A 16,674-nucleotide genomic window follows, 5' to 3' on the forward strand; every position below is an offset into this window, starting at 1 on the left:
ACCGTATCGACGTGCGCGGCCTCATACCCCGCACCCTGCACAGCACCGTCGAAACCACCACACTCACCGGCGAACTCGTCACCTCCGACTACCACCACGGCCACGCCCGGCCGCTACTCGATGAGATCGACCATCTCGACGGAGCACTGTACGTTTAGCGGATGCGGCCCGATGTCGAGCCGATGCCCCTGCCGAATACCGGTTCACCGGCCGGTGCTGGACCTACCAAGGCTTGGTGATCGTGGGGCGCGCCGAACTGCTGGAACTGATCGACACAGTTCCACCAGCGGACGCTTGCGGTTGCTGTTCACCGCGCGCGCATGGTCACGCTGGCGTGCTGGCAAACAATTCCGGTGCAGCCTTCCGCACCTTTCGCAGAACCTTTGAGGTGCGCTCAGAAGACACCGACGAAAGGACAGGCAGCGCGGGCCGCCATAGGGCCACTGCGTCCTCATGCCGTTTGAGCCGCCACCGGATCAGTCCCGTTTCAGCGGCGGACAAAGCGTGAATCCTAGTGTGCGTCTCGGGATTCCACATCGAATGCGACAGATACAGGTACCGTTCGGCTTCCGTGTAGTCACCCAAGGCTGCGAACGTCTTCGACGTCTGCCTTGCTACGCTCGCTTTGTTCGGACAAAACAGTGCCGCCCACCGCGGTAACTCGGTGGTTACGTCCGGGACTATCCATGGTTCAGCCGCCCGCAGGGTGTTCCGCGCTGCGCGGTGCTGGCCTGTTTCGGCGTAGCAGCGCGCCTGAGCGACCAGGAACAACGACATGGTGTCTGGGCTCACCTTGCCGCGTGCCGCCATTACTGCGCGTTCAGCAAGTTCGGCGGCGTGCTGCGGTTGGCGGACGTCGGTGGAGTGTAAGCCGAGAATGCGGAAACAGAATCCGTCTTGCCCCGGCACTCCGGATTCCTCCGCGAGCCGTAGGGCGGACAGGAAATACCGTTGCCCGATGCCATCTTCCCCGGCGTCGTGCGCTTTGAAACCAGCCAAGTACGCCAGCTCAGCGGCGGCGCTGAACGCGGCGGCGCGGACGGTGGAATCGGCGAACCGCGACCGCAGCAGCGACGCGACATCGGTACTCAGGAATTCGGCGACAGCGGTTCGACCGATACCGCCACCCTTCACCTCGTCCAACCGCAGGAAGGCATCTGTGATGCCCTGTACAGCTCGAACTTCCGCCATGCCGACTCGCGCGGAGTCGTCGACTCGGACCAATCGGGCCATGTCCGACTGCGATGCCAGCGCGGTCGCGGACAGCGCCGCACTGTAGACGGACGTGCGTAGGAACGACCGCCGGTCGACATCTGCTCTGCCCAGCACGCTTACCAGTGTGACAGGATCGCATGTCACTTCGCCGCAGGCATGCGTGTAAGCGGCGACCACCTCGGCCGAGGCGGGGCGCGTACCGGTCTCGATATGGCCGAGGTAGCTACGCGAAAACGGTATCCGCGCCGCCAACTCGGCCAGCGAGAGCCCTGCCGCCTGCCTGGTGGCTCGCAAACGTTCCCCGATGTCCGGCGGCAAGCCGCCGTCAGTCCCCATACGCGGATCGTAGGCGGATCTGTAGACCCGCAGTAGCCGATTCCCCGGACTCGGACGGAGATTTGCGAGCGACTCTTGGAGCCAGCACCCACCCGGCGGGCGCGTCCGCCATTGCCGCTCGAATCGGACGCACTGCCAGCCGTGAGCGGCCAGCGGTGACCATCACCCCGCCGGGTGGCGTGCACCCAACGACAAGCGACGCAGCAGGGGTGAAATGCGATGGGATTCAACTGGTGGCGAGAAGCCGAGCCCGACGACACATCAGCGCAAGCGATCATCGACCGCGTGGCGGCCGAGTGGCGTGCCGGACGCCGACACGAACGGATTCGAGCTGAACAGCCCGATGCCAGACGGTGGCCAGCTGGGTCGCCACACGAAGCGCCCGACCATCCACTGAGTGTTTCCGAAGCACATCAGATTATGCAGCGCCACAGGGGATGCCGCGCCGATCAGTGCCCACGCAAGGAGGCGGCCCGCCAAACGTTGATCAATGCCGGTCGGATGCGACCGGATACCTCGCGGGAGCCGTACTGACGTGGCTCCGGACGGCTACCGCCGAACGGCCCGGAATCCGGTGCTCCAGTGGTTTCCGGCTCGACGGCCGACGAAATGCGATCCGGCACATGGCGACATCGGCTGGCGCGACGCCGAGGGTGATCAGGCGGGCCGGATCGGCGGCCACAGAGAGCGAGCTGCGGCCTCCGATCCTGCATTGCCGGACGGCTCAGCGCAGTTCCTGGATACGGACCAGGTTGCCCGCGGGATCGCGGAAGGCGCAATCGCGAACCCCGTACGGCTGCTCGGTCGGCTCTTGGACCACCTCTGCGTCGCTGGCCTGCACCCGCTCGAAGGTGCCGTCGAGGTCTTTGGTGGCCAGGAGGATGGCGGCGTAGGTGCCCTTGGCCATCATCTCGGTGATGGTGCGGCGCTCGTCGTCGGTGATGCCGGGGTCGACGCCCGGCGGATGCAGGACGATATTCGTTCCGGGCTGGTCGACCGGGCCGACGGTGATCCAGCGCATCCCGCCGTAACCGACGTCTTTGCGGACCTCGAAGCCGAGGGTGTCGCGATAGAAGGCCAGGGCCGCCTCCGGGTCGTCCTGCGGGAGGAAACTCGAATGAATGGTGATGTCCATGGCAGTCACGCTAGACGGGGCTCGGAGCTGCGCGCTTCTCGATTCCTGATCGGTCTGGTCACCTGTTTCGCCACGCACGACGGCATCCCCGCCGTCGCGTTCGCCGACTCGCGCTGATAGACGCTGGGCGCCACACCGACCAACTCGGTGAAGCGTGTACTGAAGGTGCCCAGCGACTGGCAGCCGACCGCGAAACAGACCTCGGTGACGCTGAGGTCGCCGCGACGCAGCAGCGCCATCGCGCGCTCGATGCGCCGAGTCATCAGATAGGAGTACGGCGACTCGCCGTAGGCGAGCCGAAACTGGCGGCTGAGGTGCCCGGCCGACATGTGGACGCCGCGAGCGAGCGCCTCGACGTCCAGCGGCTGCGCGTACTCGCGGTCGATCCGATCGCGAACGCGGCGCAACAGCGCCAGGTCGCGCAGCTGCTGCGCCGAGTCGGCTTTCCGGGTCACGTAGCGGATCCTACGTCGCTCCGCCGTCGCCGTGGCGCCGAGTCTCGGTGTCCGCGAGGGCCTGGTCAGGCGCCGACGTAGACCGCGAGATGCTCGCCGGTGAGGGTGGAGCGGGCGGCGACGAGGTCGGCGGGTGTGCCTTCGAAGACGATCCGGCCGCCGTCGTGGCCTGCGCCGGGGCCGAGGTCGATGATCCAGTCGGCGTGCGCCATCACCGCTTGGTGGTGCTCGATGACGATGACCGACTTGCCGGAGTCGACGAGCCGGTCGAGCAGGCCGAGCAGCTGCTCGACGTCGGCGAGGTGCAGACCGGCGGTCGGCTCGTCGAGGACGTAGACGCCGCCCTTCTCGGCCATGTGGGTGGCCAGCTTGAGTCGCTGCCGCTCGCCGCCGGACAGCGTCGTGAGCGGCTGGCCGAGGCTGAGGTAGCCGAGCCCCACGTCGGCGAGCCTGCCGAGGATGGTGTGCGCGGCCGGCGTGCGCGCCTCGCCGGAACCGAAGAATTCCTCCGCCTCGGTCACCGACATCGCGAGCACCTCGCTGATATCGCGGCCACCGAGGTGGTAGTCCAGCACCGATGCCTGGAACCGCTTCCCCTCGCAGTCCTCGCAGGTGGTGGCGACGCCGGCCATCATCGCCAGGTCGGTGTAGATGACACCGGCGCCGTTGCAGGTGGGACAGGCACCCTCGGAGTTGGCACTGAACAGTGCCGGTTTCACGCCGTTGGCCTTCGCGAACGCTTTGCGGATCGGGTCGAGCAGTCCGGTGTACGTCGCCGGATTGCTGCGTCGCGAGCCGCGAATGGGCGCCTGGTCGACCGACACCACGCCCGCCGAGGTGGGGACGGATCCGTGGATCAGTGAGCTCTTGCCAGAGCCGGCGACGCCGGTGACGACGCAGAGCACCCCGAGCGGGATGTCGACGTCGACGTCCTGGAGGTTGTTGGTCTTCGCGCCGCGGATCTCCAGCGTGCCGGTGGACTCGCGCACCGCCTTCTTCACGGCGGCCCGGTCGTCGAAATGGTGGCCGGTGATGGTGCCGCTGGTCCGCAGCCCCTCGAGGGTGCCCTCGAAGCAGACGGTGCCGCCCGCCGCACCGGCGCCCGGGCCGAGGTCGACGACGTGGTCGGCGATCGCGATCGTCTCCGGCTTGTGCTCCACGACGAGCACCGTGTTGCCCTTGTCCCGCAGCCGCAGCAGCAGGTCGTTCATCCGCTGGATGTCATGGGGGTGCAGGCCCGTGGTCGGCTCGTCGAAAACGTAGGTGACGTCGGTGAGCGACGAGCCGAGGTGGCGGATCATCTTGACGCGCTGCGCCTCGCCGCCCGACAGCGTGCCCGACGACCGGTCGAGCGAGAGATAGCCGAGCCCGATCTCCACGAACGAGTCGAGGGTATGCCGCAGCGCGGTGAGTAGCGGCGCCACCGACCGGTCCTCCAGGCCGCCGACCCATTCGGCCAGGTCGCTGATCTGCATCGCGCAGGCGTCGGCGATGTTGATCCCCTTGATCTTCGACGACCTGGCCGCCTCGCTGAGCCGGGTGCCGCCGCACTCGGGGCAGGTCTGGAAGGTGACCGCCCGGTCGACGAACGCCCGGATGTGCGGCTGCATGGCCTCCCGGTCCTTGGCGAGGAACGACTTCTGGATCTTGGGGATCAGCCCCTCGTAGGTGAGGTTGATGCCCTCGACCTTCACCTTGGTCGGCTCGCGGTAGAGAAAGTCGTGCATCTCCTTCTTGGTGTACTTGCGGATCGGCTTGTTCGGGTCGAGGAAGCCCGACTCGGCGTAGAGCCGCACCGTCCACCAGCTGTCGGACTTCCAGCCCGGGATGGTGAACGCGCCCTCCGCGATCGACTTGGTGTCGTCGTAGAGCTGGGTGAGGTCGATATCGGAGACCGTTCCCCGTCCTTCACAGCGGGTGCACATGCCGCCGGTGCGGGTGAAGGTCGCTTTCTCGGCCTTGGTCTTGCCGTCACCGCGTTCGACCGTGATCGCACCGGTGGCTCGGACCGACGGGACGTTGAAGGCGTAGGCGCTGGGCGGGCCGATGTGCGGCTTGCCCAGTCGGCTGAAGAGGATGCGCAGCATCGCGTTGGCGTCGGTGGCGGTGCCGACGGTGGAGCGCGGGTCGGCACCCATCCGTTGCTGGTCGACGATGATCGCGGTCGTCAGCCCGTCGAGTACGTCGACCTCCGGCCGCGCCAGCGTCGGCATGAAGCCCTGCACGAAGGCGCTGTAGGTCTCGTTGATCAGCCGCTGCGACTCCGCGGCGATCGTGTCGAACACCAGCGAGCTCTTGCCCGAGCCGGAGACACCGGTGAACACCGTCAGCCTGCGCTTCGGGATCTCGATGCTGACGTCCTGGAGGTTGTTCACGCGTGCGCCGTGCACGCGGATCAAATCGTGGCTGTCGGCAAGGTGCAGTACGGGGGACTGCGTGTCCGTCGTCGTGGCCGAACTCATCGTGTCTCCATCTGTCGGGCGGGGTCGCCTTCGCGGTCTCCGTGGGCGGCGCCTGGCTCGATCTAACCAGCTTCGAGCAGGGCGTTCGGCCCTCCTTCGTCGGCGCGGCCGCGGCGAGTCCCGCTTGTGATGTCCATGGCAGTCACGCTAGATGCGGCTCGGAGGGGGGCGCTTCTCGATTCCTGATCCGTCCGACATCACAAAACCTCTTCCGCAAGTGGTGGACCGTCATCTATCGTATCGCTATCTAACGGCACGTTATACGACGGGAAAAATGCCATGGAGAACGCAAAGAAGCGTCGCCCGGTACGTCGAGTGGTAGCCGCCACTCTGATCGGAGGCGCACTGGTGACGCCCGCCCTCGTCTCGCCCGAACCATTCGTGGCCGTCACCGCGGACCGGTATTCGCATGACCCTGCCGATCGGCGTGGCTCGGGCGTGGGAGAGCGCGCGCGAAGCAGCAATCACGGGGGGTACAAAGGCCGCAACGAGCGGCCCTGCCAGTACACCCCTGAGGGGTACTGCACCGGACGGCGCTGACTGCGGCGATGCCGTCGGAGCTCGACCATGCTTTCATCGCACCTCGCGAGGGACGCGGTGTCGGTCGCGGCTGACGTTCGCCTCGATAGGAAGATTCGATCGCGCGCTCGATCCTGATCTGACCTTCGGCGCGGGAGCCAGGTGGGTGCCAGGCTGGCGATCGATGAGCCAGCGCACGAAAAATCCGGCCGCCGCCGCCCGCGACTTCGTGTCCGCCTGTCGAACGCTGACAAGCCTCATCGATCTCGCTGGCCGCCCCATGACATCCCCGCGGTTGCGGGTGGCGCTGGCGGAGCATTGCCGTGCTCATGGCACGGCCGACCCCGGGTTGGCCGCAAGCCTCTCTTTATGGAAGCAGCGCCGAGCTTCGTTGACCCCCGACGATCACGATGCGGTTCGCGCCATCCTCGACCGCGAGGGCGCGATCCTCGATGCGGTCCGCGACTGACCTGTGCCTCTGAGAGGGTCACACTCCCCCGCGAGTTGATCGAAATCTCGGTCTTCGACTGTGGCGCGGAGTCGCCGGGCGGCATTTACGATGTGGGGCAACCATAGTCGATGGGGAGGTCGGTATGCGGGGCGAGTGGGATCTGCTGGTTCTGGTTGTGCCGGACGACGGCGACGAGCTGGATGCGGCGTTCTCGTTGCGGGGCGAACTCCTGGACCTCGACATCGACGCCGCCGAGCTGGTGGACGGTGGCGAGATCCCCGATGGCGCGAAGTCCGCCTCGGGAGTCGTCGCGACGTTGGGGGTGAAGCTGGGTCCGGCGGCGCTGAAGGCGGTGTTCGCCAAGATCCGGGACTGGCTCAGCCGCACCGAGCGCAGTGTCGAGCTGACCATCGATGGCGACACCATCAAGCTGACCGGCGCGACCGCCGCGCAGCAGGAGCAACTGCTCGCCGTGTGGCTGGCGCGTCATGGCTCCAGGACCTGATCGGGTCGGCGCCCGCGTCGCGCTGCTGGTGGCCACGAGCAGTTACAAAGATCCCGATCTGAGGGCGCTGCGGGCTCCCGCGCAGGATGCAGTCGGCTTGCGCAAGGTTTTGGCCGACCCGCGCATCGGCGGGTTCACCGTGACCGACGTTCTCGACCAGCCCGAGTACAGGATCCGCCGCGCGATCGACGAGTTCCTGAGCGGGCGCCGCGTCGAGGACATCGTGGTGGTGTACCTGTCCTGTCACGGGGTGCTCGATCGCCGGGGGAACCTGTATTTCGCGGCCACCGACACGGAAAAGAAAAAGCTCAGTTCCACCGCACTCGAATCGCGTTGGCTACTGAACCGATTGGACGAGTGCCGCGCCCGGAGCCAGGTCGTCATCCTGGACTGCTGCTTTTCCGGCGCGTTCGACCGCACGAAGGCCGCCGGTGACATCGACCTCGAACAAAAGCTGGTCGGCAACTCCCGTGGACGGGCCGTGCTGACCGCCTCCCGTGCGGAGGAGTACTCCTACGAAGGCGTCCCGCTGTCGGACGACACTCCGGACGCGGTCACAGGATCGGCCTTTACCACCGGGCTGGTCAAAGGCATGGCCGACGGCAGCGCCGACCGTGACGGCGACGGCTACATCAGCGTCGAAGAAGCACACACCTACGCCGCGGACTACGTGCGCGCCCACGGCGGCCATCAGAGTCCACAGTTGTGGATTTACGGCCTCGAAGGCTCGATCATCCTCGCGCGCAATCCTCGCGCCCCGGCACAACTCGGATGGCAGTTTCCCGCACATGTGCGCGACGGACTCGCCAGCCCTCATCCGACCATCCGCGCGGCAGCGGTCAGAACACTCAGCGAGTTCCTCGCCGACTCGAACACCGGGCCAGGAGCCCGGTCGGTGTTGAAAACCATTGCAGCGCAGGATGTACCAGAAGTCGCTACAGTCGCACGCGCGGTCTTGGCAGGCGTAACGACGGCACCGGAGACCACGCCCACAGCAAAGGAAACGGCGCGTGCGTCCACCCAAGCGCCGGGTCGCCTGGACCCGCCCGAAAGAGACCGCCGCACAGGACTACCGCCGAGCACAATTGGACCTTCGGTCGGCAGGGCAGTTCCACCGCCGAGGCCGCTATCTCGCCCTGGCAAGGTGCGAGGGCGAATGCGACTCGGCGCGGCAGTTATGGTCGCTCTCATCACGCTCGGCGGGGGGACGATACTCGTACCCCTCCTGGACATCTCCATTCCCCGCCTGAATCTTCCGCTGCCATTCCTGCAGTCAAGGACACCCGTTATCGTGGAGGCAGTCGGTGCGGCACCCTGGACGGTCGAGGGATACGGTTGGAAATACACCGTCGTGTCGGTGGAACGCACGGTCAGCGAGTGGCAATTCCAGCAGAAACCGTCACTGACCATCACAGCGTATGTGGAACGCACGGACGCGAGTGACTTCTCCAATATGACATTCCGAATCAGCGACCAAGCCAGCGGCGCCGCACTCGAGGACGTGCCATTCCAAGGTGGGGGTGACGCCAAGCCGCCCTTACATCAGCGCAGCAAGCTGGTCCACGTCGTGTGGGATACCGATCCATTGGCATCACTACTCAGCATCACATTGCACGATTTCTATTGGCCGGACGGCCGAGACCTCATCCTCCGCAATGTGCCCGCGCCATCGGCGCAGTAGGCGTCGAACCGGGCAAGTCGCCTCGTCCAGAGGTATTTCCCATGGCTCGAGCTGATCTCAACCGTTGACACCCATCCGTTGCGGCCGGAATCGCTTCGGTGGTCACCGACGCGGATATCGCGTGATCAGGCGATTTTCGTCATCGATCGGCCAGGCCGGGCTGCCCGGCCGCCGCTGGGTGAATCACGGGCAGCGCAAGCGTCGAGTGGGCCGGCAGCGATTCGTGCGTTGAGGGACACGACATGCACGCATGCACAGAAACGGGAGACGATGGCACCGAACCGATTGCATCTCGGCGTCGCGCTCGACGGAGCGGGCTGGCATCCGGCCGCGTGGCGGGAGCCGAACTCCCGGCCCGCCGAATTGTTCAGCCCCGGATACTGGACGGAGCTGGTCACCACCGCACAACGCGGACTGCTCGATTTCGTGAGCATCGAGGACAGTCTGACGATTCCCGGTGAACGTCACGGGCCGTCGGGCGACGCCGTCGACCTGGTTCGGGCCAGGATCGACGCCCATCTCATCGCCGCGCGCGTCGCCCCGGTCACCCGGCACATCGGGCTCATTCCGACAGTGACCGTCACCCACACCGAACCGTTCCACGTCTCCAAGTCGATCGCCACGCTCGACTACACGTCGCGAGGCCGGGCCGGCTGGCAGGTGCGGGTGTCCGGGACGGCCGAGGAGGCCGCTCACTTCGGACGCCGCGAAGTGCGCGACCTCACCGCCGCCGAGATCGCGGAGGCGGTGGCATCGGGCACCTATCCCGGTCACGTGCACGATCTGTTCGACGAAGCCGCCGACGCCGTCGAGGTGGTGCGGCGACTGTGGGACAGCTGGGAGGACGACGCCGAGATCCGCGACGTGGCCACCCGTCGCTTCATCGATCGCGACAAACTGCACTACATCGACTTCGAGGGCCGCTTCTTCAGCGTTCGCGGACCGTCCATCACGCCGCGGCCGCCACAGGGGCAGCCGGTTGTGGCAGCGCTGGCCCACTCCCCGTTGGTGTACGAATTCGCCGCTGGAGGCGCGGATCTGGTCTTCGTCACTCCGACCCGCGAGGCCGGTCCCGGCACCGTCCTGGAGCAGGTGGCGTCCGCCGCGGCACGAGCGGACCGCGGCGGTGAACCGCTGCGGGTGTATGCCGATATCGTCGTCTTCCTCGACACCGACGAGGCGACCGGCCCGCAGCGCCTAGCACGGTTGAACGAGGCCGCCGGTGCCGAATTCGCCTCCGACGCCGCAATTTTCGCGGGCAGCGTCGATGATCTCGCCGAACTGCTCGCCGAATGGAGCGGGCACGGGGTCGATGGATTCCGGTTGCGGCCCGGTGTCGCGGTTGACGATCTGGCCGCCGTCGCCGACCGGCTCGTCCCCGCTTTGCAACACCGCGGCGTGTTCCGCACCCACTACCCGGAGGGCTCGCTGCGCGCGTTGCTCGGTCTGCCCACCACTGTCCCCAACCGTTACGCGACTGTCTGAGCGAGGCGACCATGAGCATCCCCCGTAAGCAGGTCATCCTGGGCGCCTACCTCGGCGGCGTCAACCATCACACCGCCTGGTGGCATCCCGAGGCGGGCAGCCAGATCGATTTCGGCAGTTTCGAACACACCGCGCGCACCGCCGAACGCGGCAAGTTCGACTTCTTCTTCCTCGCCGAAGGTCTCATCCTGCGCGAACGCGCGGGCAAGATCTTCGATCAGGACATCATCGGCCGCCCTGACACCTTCACCGTGCTGGCCTCGATCGCCGCGGTCACCGAACATCTGGGGCTCGCCGGCACGATCAACGCGACCTTCAACGAGCCCTACGAGCTGGCCCGGCAGTTCGCGAGCCTGGATCACCTTTCCGGCGGACGCGCCGCCTGGAATGTGGTGACCTCCTTCGACGCCTTCACCGGCCAGAACTTCCGGCGCGGCGGATTCCTCGACCCGGCCGACCGCTATGCGCGGGCGGAGGAGACACTGAAAGCCGTTCGCGCCCTGTGGGATTCATGGAATTTCGAGGATCTCGTCGCGGACAAAGACTCCGGTCGGTTCCTGGCCCGCCCGGATGCCGGGGCATTCGCCTTCCACGGCAGCCAATTCGACATCTCCGGTCGCTTCACCGTGCCACGCAGCCCGCAGGGCAGGCCGGTGATCTTGCAGGCCGGTGTATCGCCGCAGGGCCGCGATTTCGCCGCCGCCAATGCCGATGCGATCTTCTCCCCCTATGGCAAACTGCCGGAGGCCGCGGACTTCTACCGCGACATCAAGTCACGCGCGGTTGCGGCGGGACGTGCCGTCGACGACATCAAGATCCTGCCGTCGGCGAGTTTCGTCCTCGGTGACACCGAGGCCGAGGCGATCGAGAAATTCCACGCCATCCGCAACGAGCAAGTCACCGGCCAGACCGCGCTGATCCTGCTGGAACAGATCTGGAACCGCGACTTGTCCGGCTACGACCCGGAGGGTCCGGTACCCGATATCGACCCCGATCCGGAAGCCCCGCCGATCATCCAGGGGCGCGCCTTCGTCCATCAGGACCGCTTCGCCACGGTCGAGCGCCTGCGCCAGGTCGCCGAGACGAAGAAACTCACGCTCCGCGAGGTGGTGATCGACCAGTTCGAACGCGGCCCGCTGGTCGGAACTCCCGGCCAGATCGCAGAGCAGATCGACGCCTTCGTGCAGAACGACGGCTCCGACGGCTTCATCCTCGGCTCTCACCTGGTGCCTTGGGGCCTCGATGAGTTCGTCGACAAGGTGGTTCCGCTACTGCAGGACCGCGGCGTGCTGCGCACCGAGTACACCGGGGCCACCCTGCGCGACAACCTCGGTCTCCCGAACCTGCGGTCTGTGACGGTATCGGTCGACGCGTGAGTTCCGGTGCCGCTCCGGGCATACCGGTTCCCACTCCCGGCCCGTGGCAGCCGCGCCCGACCGTTCGCCTCGACCGCACCGGCGACACCACGAACGTCCCTTACCGCGTGTGGTGATGGCCGCTGCGCCGCCGTGCCGACCAGGGGCACAGCGAGATGAGAGTGGTCGGCACGGCCAGTGGCATCGAGCCCAACACCGCGGACCGGTCGACGCCGCGGCGGGCTCAGCGGTTGACGAAGGTGAGGCTGGTCGCGGCGTAGCGAGTGCCCGCGATCTGCTCGGGGGGCGGCGGCCTCGATGGCGGCGAGGTCCTCGGTGGACAGCTCGACGGCCAGGGCCGCGAGATTTTCCTCCAGGAACCGCTGCCGCCGGGTGCCTGGGATCGGCACCACGTCGTCGCCCTGGTGCTGATGTCGCAGGTCGACGCGACCGCGATCGGCTCGGCAGCGCCTTGCCAAAGAGGAACTCGTGTGGCGCCCTGGCCCATTTCACCGAGCATTGACAGCCTTGCCGGTTGTGTTCCCGCCTTCTTCTCCGTTTTATCTCTAGTCGACGAAGATCAAGGGCGGTGATATGCCTGCGGCAGGTGGCGGCCGCGGTCGGCCAGCAGGGTGCGGAGCAGGTCCGGGCGGTTGGTGATGAGGCCGTCCACGCCGAGGTCGAGTAGTGCTGTCATCGTGGCGCGGTCGTCTACCGTCCAGGGCACCACGCGCATCCCATAGCGGTGTGCCGCGCGTATGAGTTCGGCTGTGGTGAACGGCCGATAGGCAGGGTCGGTGACGGTGCCGTTCTGGGGGCTGCCGTGCACCGGCGATACCGCTGCGGCGCCGATGGATGCCGCGGCCGCGACGTACTTCTCCTGCGGCGATCCCGGGAAATCGTCGATATCGATTCCGCCCAGCCATGGCGAGGCGCCCGGCTCACCGACCCGCAAATTCTGCTGGCCGCTGGTCAACGCGACGATCGGCAGGTCGGGCGCCACCTCCCGCATGCGCATCAGCGCGCCCCAGTCGAAACTCTGGATGGTGACCTGCTGCCCCATTCCCGCCCGGTGCACCTCCCCCGCCACAACACGCACGAACTGCTCCCGCGACGCGGTCTGCTCCGGCGCGGCCGCCTCGACCTTGGTCTCGATATTCAGCATCACCTGATCGGCCCGATACGCGCGCACCAGATCGAACACCTCCGACAGCAACGGCATTCGCGCTCCCGGAGCGGTCCGCTGCTCCGGGTAATCGGCCAACTGTAAAGAGCCGCAATCGATCGTGCGCACCTGTGCCAGCGTGAGATCCCGAATGTAGGTTGTCTCCGGCACATACGGAAACTTCGGGTCCCCCGGAAAGGCTGGAGCCGTATCCACACACTTCGCCGGACTCGGATCCCGATCATGGGTGACCACCGCGTACCCGTCCGCGGTGATCTGCACGTCCAACTCCAGCGTGCTCACCCCGAGCTCCAACGCATTCGCGAACGCGGGCAGCGTATTCTCCACCACCAGCCCCAACCCGCCCCGATGCGCCTGCAGATCGAACCGTCCCGGACCATCCGCCGACACCCGGCCCGCGCCGGACGACAGAAGACCAGCCGACAGAAGAGTCACTACGGCACCCGCTGCCCACATCCGCTGCACTGTTCCATCCTGCCGCCCACCCGCCCGATCGGGGTGAAACATCGGTGAACTGCTCACGACATGACGCCTGCCCTGCGCCGTTCAGCAATGACGGCGCCGTCGATGACTGGCGCCTGGTCCGGCCCCTGCGAAGACGGAGCGCCACCGGGGTCCATCGGCGTCGACGTCACGTTGCGCAGCACGAAACCCACATCAGCGACGCGTTCACGGCGCACAACCAGGTCGGCAGCAAGACTTCGACGGGGCGTGCTCACGCTATAAGATCAGGTAGGTGGACCCGCTATCGGCGCAGCGGGAGTTTTCCGCATACGGGCCGTCACACTGGGTGGTGCTGGCCGTGTTCGCGGCCGGGGCCGCGTTGGTTGTCCGCGTCGGGCGCACACACCCTACCCCCGAGAGCGCACGCCGATTCGGGCGCGTCTCGGGCGCGGCAATTATCGCGCTGTACCTGGCGATCTATCTCTCCACGATGGTCCCGCCGACGGTCGGCCGCTCGGTTCCGCTGCGACTGACCGATCTCGCGACCATGGCCGCCGCGTACGCGCTCTGGTCGCACAGCCGCTGGGCGTATGCCCTGACCTATTACTGGTGCCTCACCTTGAGCACGCAGGCGCTCGCATCACCCGCGCTGCACAGCCCGGACTTCCCGCACTACGAATTCCTGGCCTTCTGGGCGATTCACCTGGTCGTGGTCTGGGCCGCGATCTACCTGACCTGGGGCATCGGCATGCATCCGGACTGGCGCAGCTACCGGATCGCCGTAACGGTCACCATGGTGTGGACGGCGGTGACCTTTGTCTTCAACGCCATCGCCGACACCAACTATGGCTTCGTCAACGGGAAACCCTCGACTCCCTCGCTGCTCGACGTGCTCGGCCCCTGGCCGTGGTATCTGGTTACGGTGGCCGTGCTGCTACTCGCCGTATGGGCCCTGATGACCTGGCCTTGGACTCGTCATCGCCGCACGGTGCCGAGGTTGACCGGCACCGACAGCGGGCCGATCGTGAAGAAGGACGGCGAGTAGGGGATGTCCTTCGGGTCGATCGCGAGGGTGAGTTCCGGCAGCCGCCGGTACAGCGAGGCGAGCGCGAGCCTTCCCTCCAGGCGGGCCAGCCCGGCGCCGATGCAGTATCGCGGTCCGTGGCCGAACCCGAGATGTCCGGCCCGCTGCTTCCGGGTGATGTCGAACTGGTTCGCGGTCTCGCCGTACTCGGCCGGGTCGATGCCACACGCCTGGTAGGCCACGCCGACCGCGTTGCCCTTGGGAATGGTCACGCCCGCGATGGTGACGTCGGTCAGTGTGAACCGCCAACTGGTCATCATCACCGAATGCCGGTATCGCACGGTCTCTTCGACCACGTCGGCCCAGAGGTCATCGGCCTTGGCCAGCTCGAGCTGATCGGGGTGTTGCGCCAAGGCCAGAATGGCCTGGCCGAGCATGTGGACCGTGGTCTCATGGCCGGCGACCAGCATGATCCACAGGACGGCGACCAGCTCTTCGGATGTGAGCTTGTCGTCCTCGTCGCGGGCCTGCACCAGACCTGTGGTGAGGTCGTCGCCGGGCTCCCGCTGCTTGCGCTCCGCCAGTTCGTACAAATACGCCATGAGCGCTTTCTGCGTCGCGAACGCCTCCTCGGGAGGAGTCGTGTGCGCCAGGAGAACAGCGGTCCAACGCCGCAGCCGATCCCGTTCCTGCTCAGGCACGCCGAAGAGTTCGCAGATCACGGCCATCGGCAGCGCTTCGGTGAAGGTCGGTACCAGGTCGACACCGTCGCCGGCGGCCACCACGTCGTCCAGCAGTCGGTCGATGATCTGCTGCACCCGCGGCTCCAGCGCCTGCACCCGGCCCGGCGTGAACGCCTTGCTGATCAGGCCACGGAGCCGCCGATGGTCGTCGCCGTCCTTGGTGGACAGGTGGTCGCCCTGGACGACGGCACGCAGGGGCCAGTCCTCCGGAATCGAGCCGTCGTACAGGGCAGGCCAGTGCTTCGGTTCGCGGGCGAACGTCTTGTTGTCCCCGGCGAGGATCTCGCGTACGGCGTCGTACGTCAGGGCGAGATATGCGGGCACGCCGCCGGGAAACTCCACCTCGACCACGGGCGCGATCTCCCGGAGCCGGATGCAGGTGTCGAGCAGGTCCTCGTTCGGGGCGGGGAATGCGGGCAGGCTCGTTGTCATGAGATTTCCCTTCTGCGCGTAACCCGCGAGGCGGTCTTGTGGCGGGTCGTGCACGAGTATCACGGCGAGCCCGCCCCCGGGACGGTTGCATCGACGAATCCTGCCGCCAACCAGAAGCCGAGCGTCACAAAACAAAAAGGCGAGGTACTCGGTGCGGACGGCGCAACATGCCGAGGCGTCGGCGCCAGGTCCTCCTGCGCTGTCTCCCCTACGCGACAGGGCTGAACGGTGCCCAACGTTCGATCGCGAACGCGCTGCCTTCGCGGCGCACCAGCGCGCCACCCGGGCCGGGCAGGTGAGCGGGTAGCACCAATGCGTTGGTGTCGGCGGCTCGTTCCAGAAAGCGGCGTCGCTGCCGCGCGGCCGCCGGTTCGTCTTCGCTCAGGCATGCCTCGCACTCCGGTTCCACGAACTGCAGCGGGGTGTGCATGAGGTCCCCGATGAACATAGCCCGGTCACTTCGCGACTCCAGCAGAAGCACGGCCGAGCCGGGCGTGTGGCCGGGTGCGGGTTCCAGCACCAAGTTTTCGTCGATGCGGTAGGAGTTCTCCCACAGCACCGCCTTACCGTGCTCGTGTATCGGCAGCACGCTGTCTTCGAACATGTTCTGGTTGCCGAGCGCGCCGCTGATGCCGCCCAGCGAACCGCGCTTGGGGTGCCCGTTGACCGGGTTCCAGAACTCGAAGTCCGCCCGGGCGATCAGGTATTTCGCGTTCGGGAACGTCGGTACCCATTCGCGATCCACCAAGCGGGTGTTCCAGCCGACGTGGTCGGCGTGCACGTGGGTGTTGACGACGACGTCCACGTCCTCCGGCTCGACACCGGCAGCCGCGAGACGGCTCAGGAAGTCGGTGTCCAGATGCGACCACACGCGCATATACGGGCGTTCCTTGTCGTTGCCCACGCCGGTGTCGACGAGGATGGTGCGGCCCCCGCTGCGCAGCACCCAGGTTTGGGTGTACGCCTTGAAAAACGTGGTCTCCGGATCCCAGAAGTCCGGTGCGAGCCACTCCTGGTTGGACCGCCACATCTGCTCGGTGCTGCCGGGGAACACCGCCGCTGCCGGCGCGATCGGAGAATGCCATTCCACGACGCGGGTGATCCGGACGTCCCCGAGCTCGATGGTGTCCACCGAGATGTTCTCGCTGGTGTTCGCGGTACTCATGCGCTTGCTCGCTTTCCTCGCGCTGCACCCGAAGTCGTGCAGCGCCACCCACGCTATGAGCTCCGAACAGTCGTATCCATG

General features: G+C 66.7%; 16 protein-coding genes. 8 read left to right on the forward strand and 8 right to left on the reverse strand.

The window, feature by feature from the left end:
- Positions 1 to 11 precede the first annotated feature (11 nt).
- On the forward strand, positions 12 to 158 hold the full coding sequence (locus ACWPXK_RS17625) for a hypothetical protein (RefSeq protein ID WP_454197216.1): 147 nt from the start codon (positions 12 to 14) through the stop codon (positions 156 to 158).
- A 166-nt stretch (positions 159 to 324) separates the two neighbouring features.
- Here the strand turns inward: ACWPXK_RS17625 and ACWPXK_RS17630 are convergent, their stop codons facing one another.
- The 4 genes from ACWPXK_RS17630 to ACWPXK_RS17645 form a co-directional block, all read right to left on the reverse strand.
- The gene (locus tag ACWPXK_RS17630) at positions 325 to 1,551 is read right to left on the reverse strand and encodes a helix-turn-helix domain-containing protein (protein WP_454197217.1); all 1,227 of its coding nucleotides are present in this window, start codon (positions 1,549 to 1,551) and stop codon (positions 325 to 327) included.
- 724 nt (positions 1,552 to 2,275) lie between these two features.
- Positions 2,276 to 2,686, reverse strand: coding sequence for a VOC family protein (locus ACWPXK_RS17635; protein ID WP_454197218.1), 411 nt, complete (start codon positions 2,684 to 2,686; stop codon positions 2,276 to 2,278).
- A 5-nt stretch (positions 2,687 to 2,691) separates the two neighbouring features.
- Positions 2,692 to 3,141: a helix-turn-helix transcriptional regulator gene (locus ACWPXK_RS17640; RefSeq protein WP_454197219.1), complete on the reverse strand. Its 450-nt coding sequence runs from the start codon at positions 3,139 to 3,141 to the stop codon at positions 2,692 to 2,694.
- Positions 3,142 to 3,206: 65 nt separating this feature from the next.
- Positions 3,207 to 5,603, reverse strand: a complete 2,397-nt coding sequence (locus ACWPXK_RS17645) for an ATP-binding cassette domain-containing protein (protein WP_454197220.1) — start codon at positions 5,601 to 5,603, stop codon at positions 3,207 to 3,209.
- 703 nt (positions 5,604 to 6,306) lie between these two features.
- On the opposite strand from ACWPXK_RS17645, the gene ACWPXK_RS17650 reads away from it, so the two are divergent.
- The 6 genes from ACWPXK_RS17650 to ACWPXK_RS17675 all read left to right on the forward strand — a co-directional run bounded on the left by ACWPXK_RS17650 (position 6,307) and on the right by ACWPXK_RS17675 (position 12,192).
- Positions 6,307 to 6,591 (forward strand): hypothetical protein, encoded by a 285-nt coding sequence (locus ACWPXK_RS17650; RefSeq protein WP_454197221.1) that lies wholly within the window; start codon positions 6,307 to 6,309, stop codon positions 6,589 to 6,591.
- A 124-nt stretch (positions 6,592 to 6,715) separates the two neighbouring features.
- Positions 6,716 to 7,078: a hypothetical protein gene (locus tag ACWPXK_RS17655; RefSeq protein ID WP_454197222.1), complete on the forward strand. Its 363-nt coding sequence runs from the start codon at positions 6,716 to 6,718 to the stop codon at positions 7,076 to 7,078.
- Positions 7,062 to 8,759 (forward strand): caspase family protein, encoded by a 1,698-nt coding sequence (locus ACWPXK_RS17660; RefSeq protein ID WP_454197223.1) that lies wholly within the window; start codon positions 7,062 to 7,064, stop codon positions 8,757 to 8,759. The genes ACWPXK_RS17655 and ACWPXK_RS17660 overlap by 17 nt, the downstream gene beginning before the upstream one ends.
- 270 nt (positions 8,760 to 9,029) lie before the next feature.
- Entirely contained in the window at positions 9,030 to 10,244 is a 1,215-nt protein-coding gene (locus ACWPXK_RS17665) for an LLM class flavin-dependent oxidoreductase (RefSeq protein ID WP_454197224.1), read from the forward strand.
- Between the two features lie 11 nt (positions 10,245 to 10,255).
- The gene (locus tag ACWPXK_RS17670; protein WP_454197225.1) at positions 10,256 to 11,620 is read left to right on the forward strand and encodes an NtaA/DmoA family FMN-dependent monooxygenase; all 1,365 of its coding nucleotides are present in this window, start codon (positions 10,256 to 10,258) and stop codon (positions 11,618 to 11,620) included.
- A gap of 263 nt (positions 11,621 to 11,883) precedes the next feature.
- A complete protein-coding gene (locus ACWPXK_RS17675; protein WP_454197226.1) occupies positions 11,884 to 12,192 on the forward strand; it encodes a hypothetical protein in 309 nt (102 codons plus the stop codon).
- On the opposite strand, the gene ACWPXK_RS17680 is transcribed toward ACWPXK_RS17675, so the two are convergent.
- Both ACWPXK_RS17680 and ACWPXK_RS17685 read right to left on the reverse strand, forming a co-directional pair.
- Positions 12,180 to 13,241 (reverse strand): glycerophosphodiester phosphodiesterase family protein, encoded by a 1,062-nt coding sequence (locus tag ACWPXK_RS17680; RefSeq protein ID WP_454197227.1) that lies wholly within the window; start codon positions 13,239 to 13,241, stop codon positions 12,180 to 12,182. The genes ACWPXK_RS17675 and ACWPXK_RS17680 overlap by 13 nt on opposite strands.
- Positions 13,242 to 13,303: 62 nt before the next feature.
- On the reverse strand, positions 13,304 to 13,504 hold the full coding sequence (locus ACWPXK_RS17685; RefSeq protein WP_454197228.1) for a hypothetical protein: 201 nt from the start codon (positions 13,502 to 13,504) through the stop codon (positions 13,304 to 13,306).
- Positions 13,505 to 13,521: 17 nt separating this feature from the next.
- On the opposite strand from ACWPXK_RS17685, the gene ACWPXK_RS17690 reads away from it, so the two are divergent.
- Positions 13,522 to 14,274 carry a YwaF family protein gene (locus ACWPXK_RS17690; RefSeq protein WP_454197229.1) on the forward strand — a complete coding sequence of 251 codons (753 nt, stop codon included), beginning with the start codon at positions 13,522 to 13,524 and terminating at the stop codon, positions 14,272 to 14,274.
- Here ACWPXK_RS17690 and ACWPXK_RS17695 read toward each other — a convergent pair.
- The gene (locus ACWPXK_RS17695; protein ID WP_454197230.1) at positions 14,205 to 15,428 is read right to left on the reverse strand and encodes a cytochrome P450 family protein; all 1,224 of its coding nucleotides are present in this window, start codon (positions 15,426 to 15,428) and stop codon (positions 14,205 to 14,207) included. The two genes, ACWPXK_RS17690 and ACWPXK_RS17695, sit on opposite strands and share 70 nt — an antisense overlap.
- Positions 15,429 to 15,636: 208 nt before the next feature.
- The gene (locus ACWPXK_RS17700; protein ID WP_454197231.1) at positions 15,637 to 16,593 is read right to left on the reverse strand and encodes an MBL fold metallo-hydrolase; all 957 of its coding nucleotides are present in this window, start codon (positions 16,591 to 16,593) and stop codon (positions 15,637 to 15,639) included.
- Positions 16,594 to 16,674 lie beyond the last annotated feature (81 nt).

Source organism: Nocardia sp. Marseille-Q1738 (assembly GCF_965283145.1).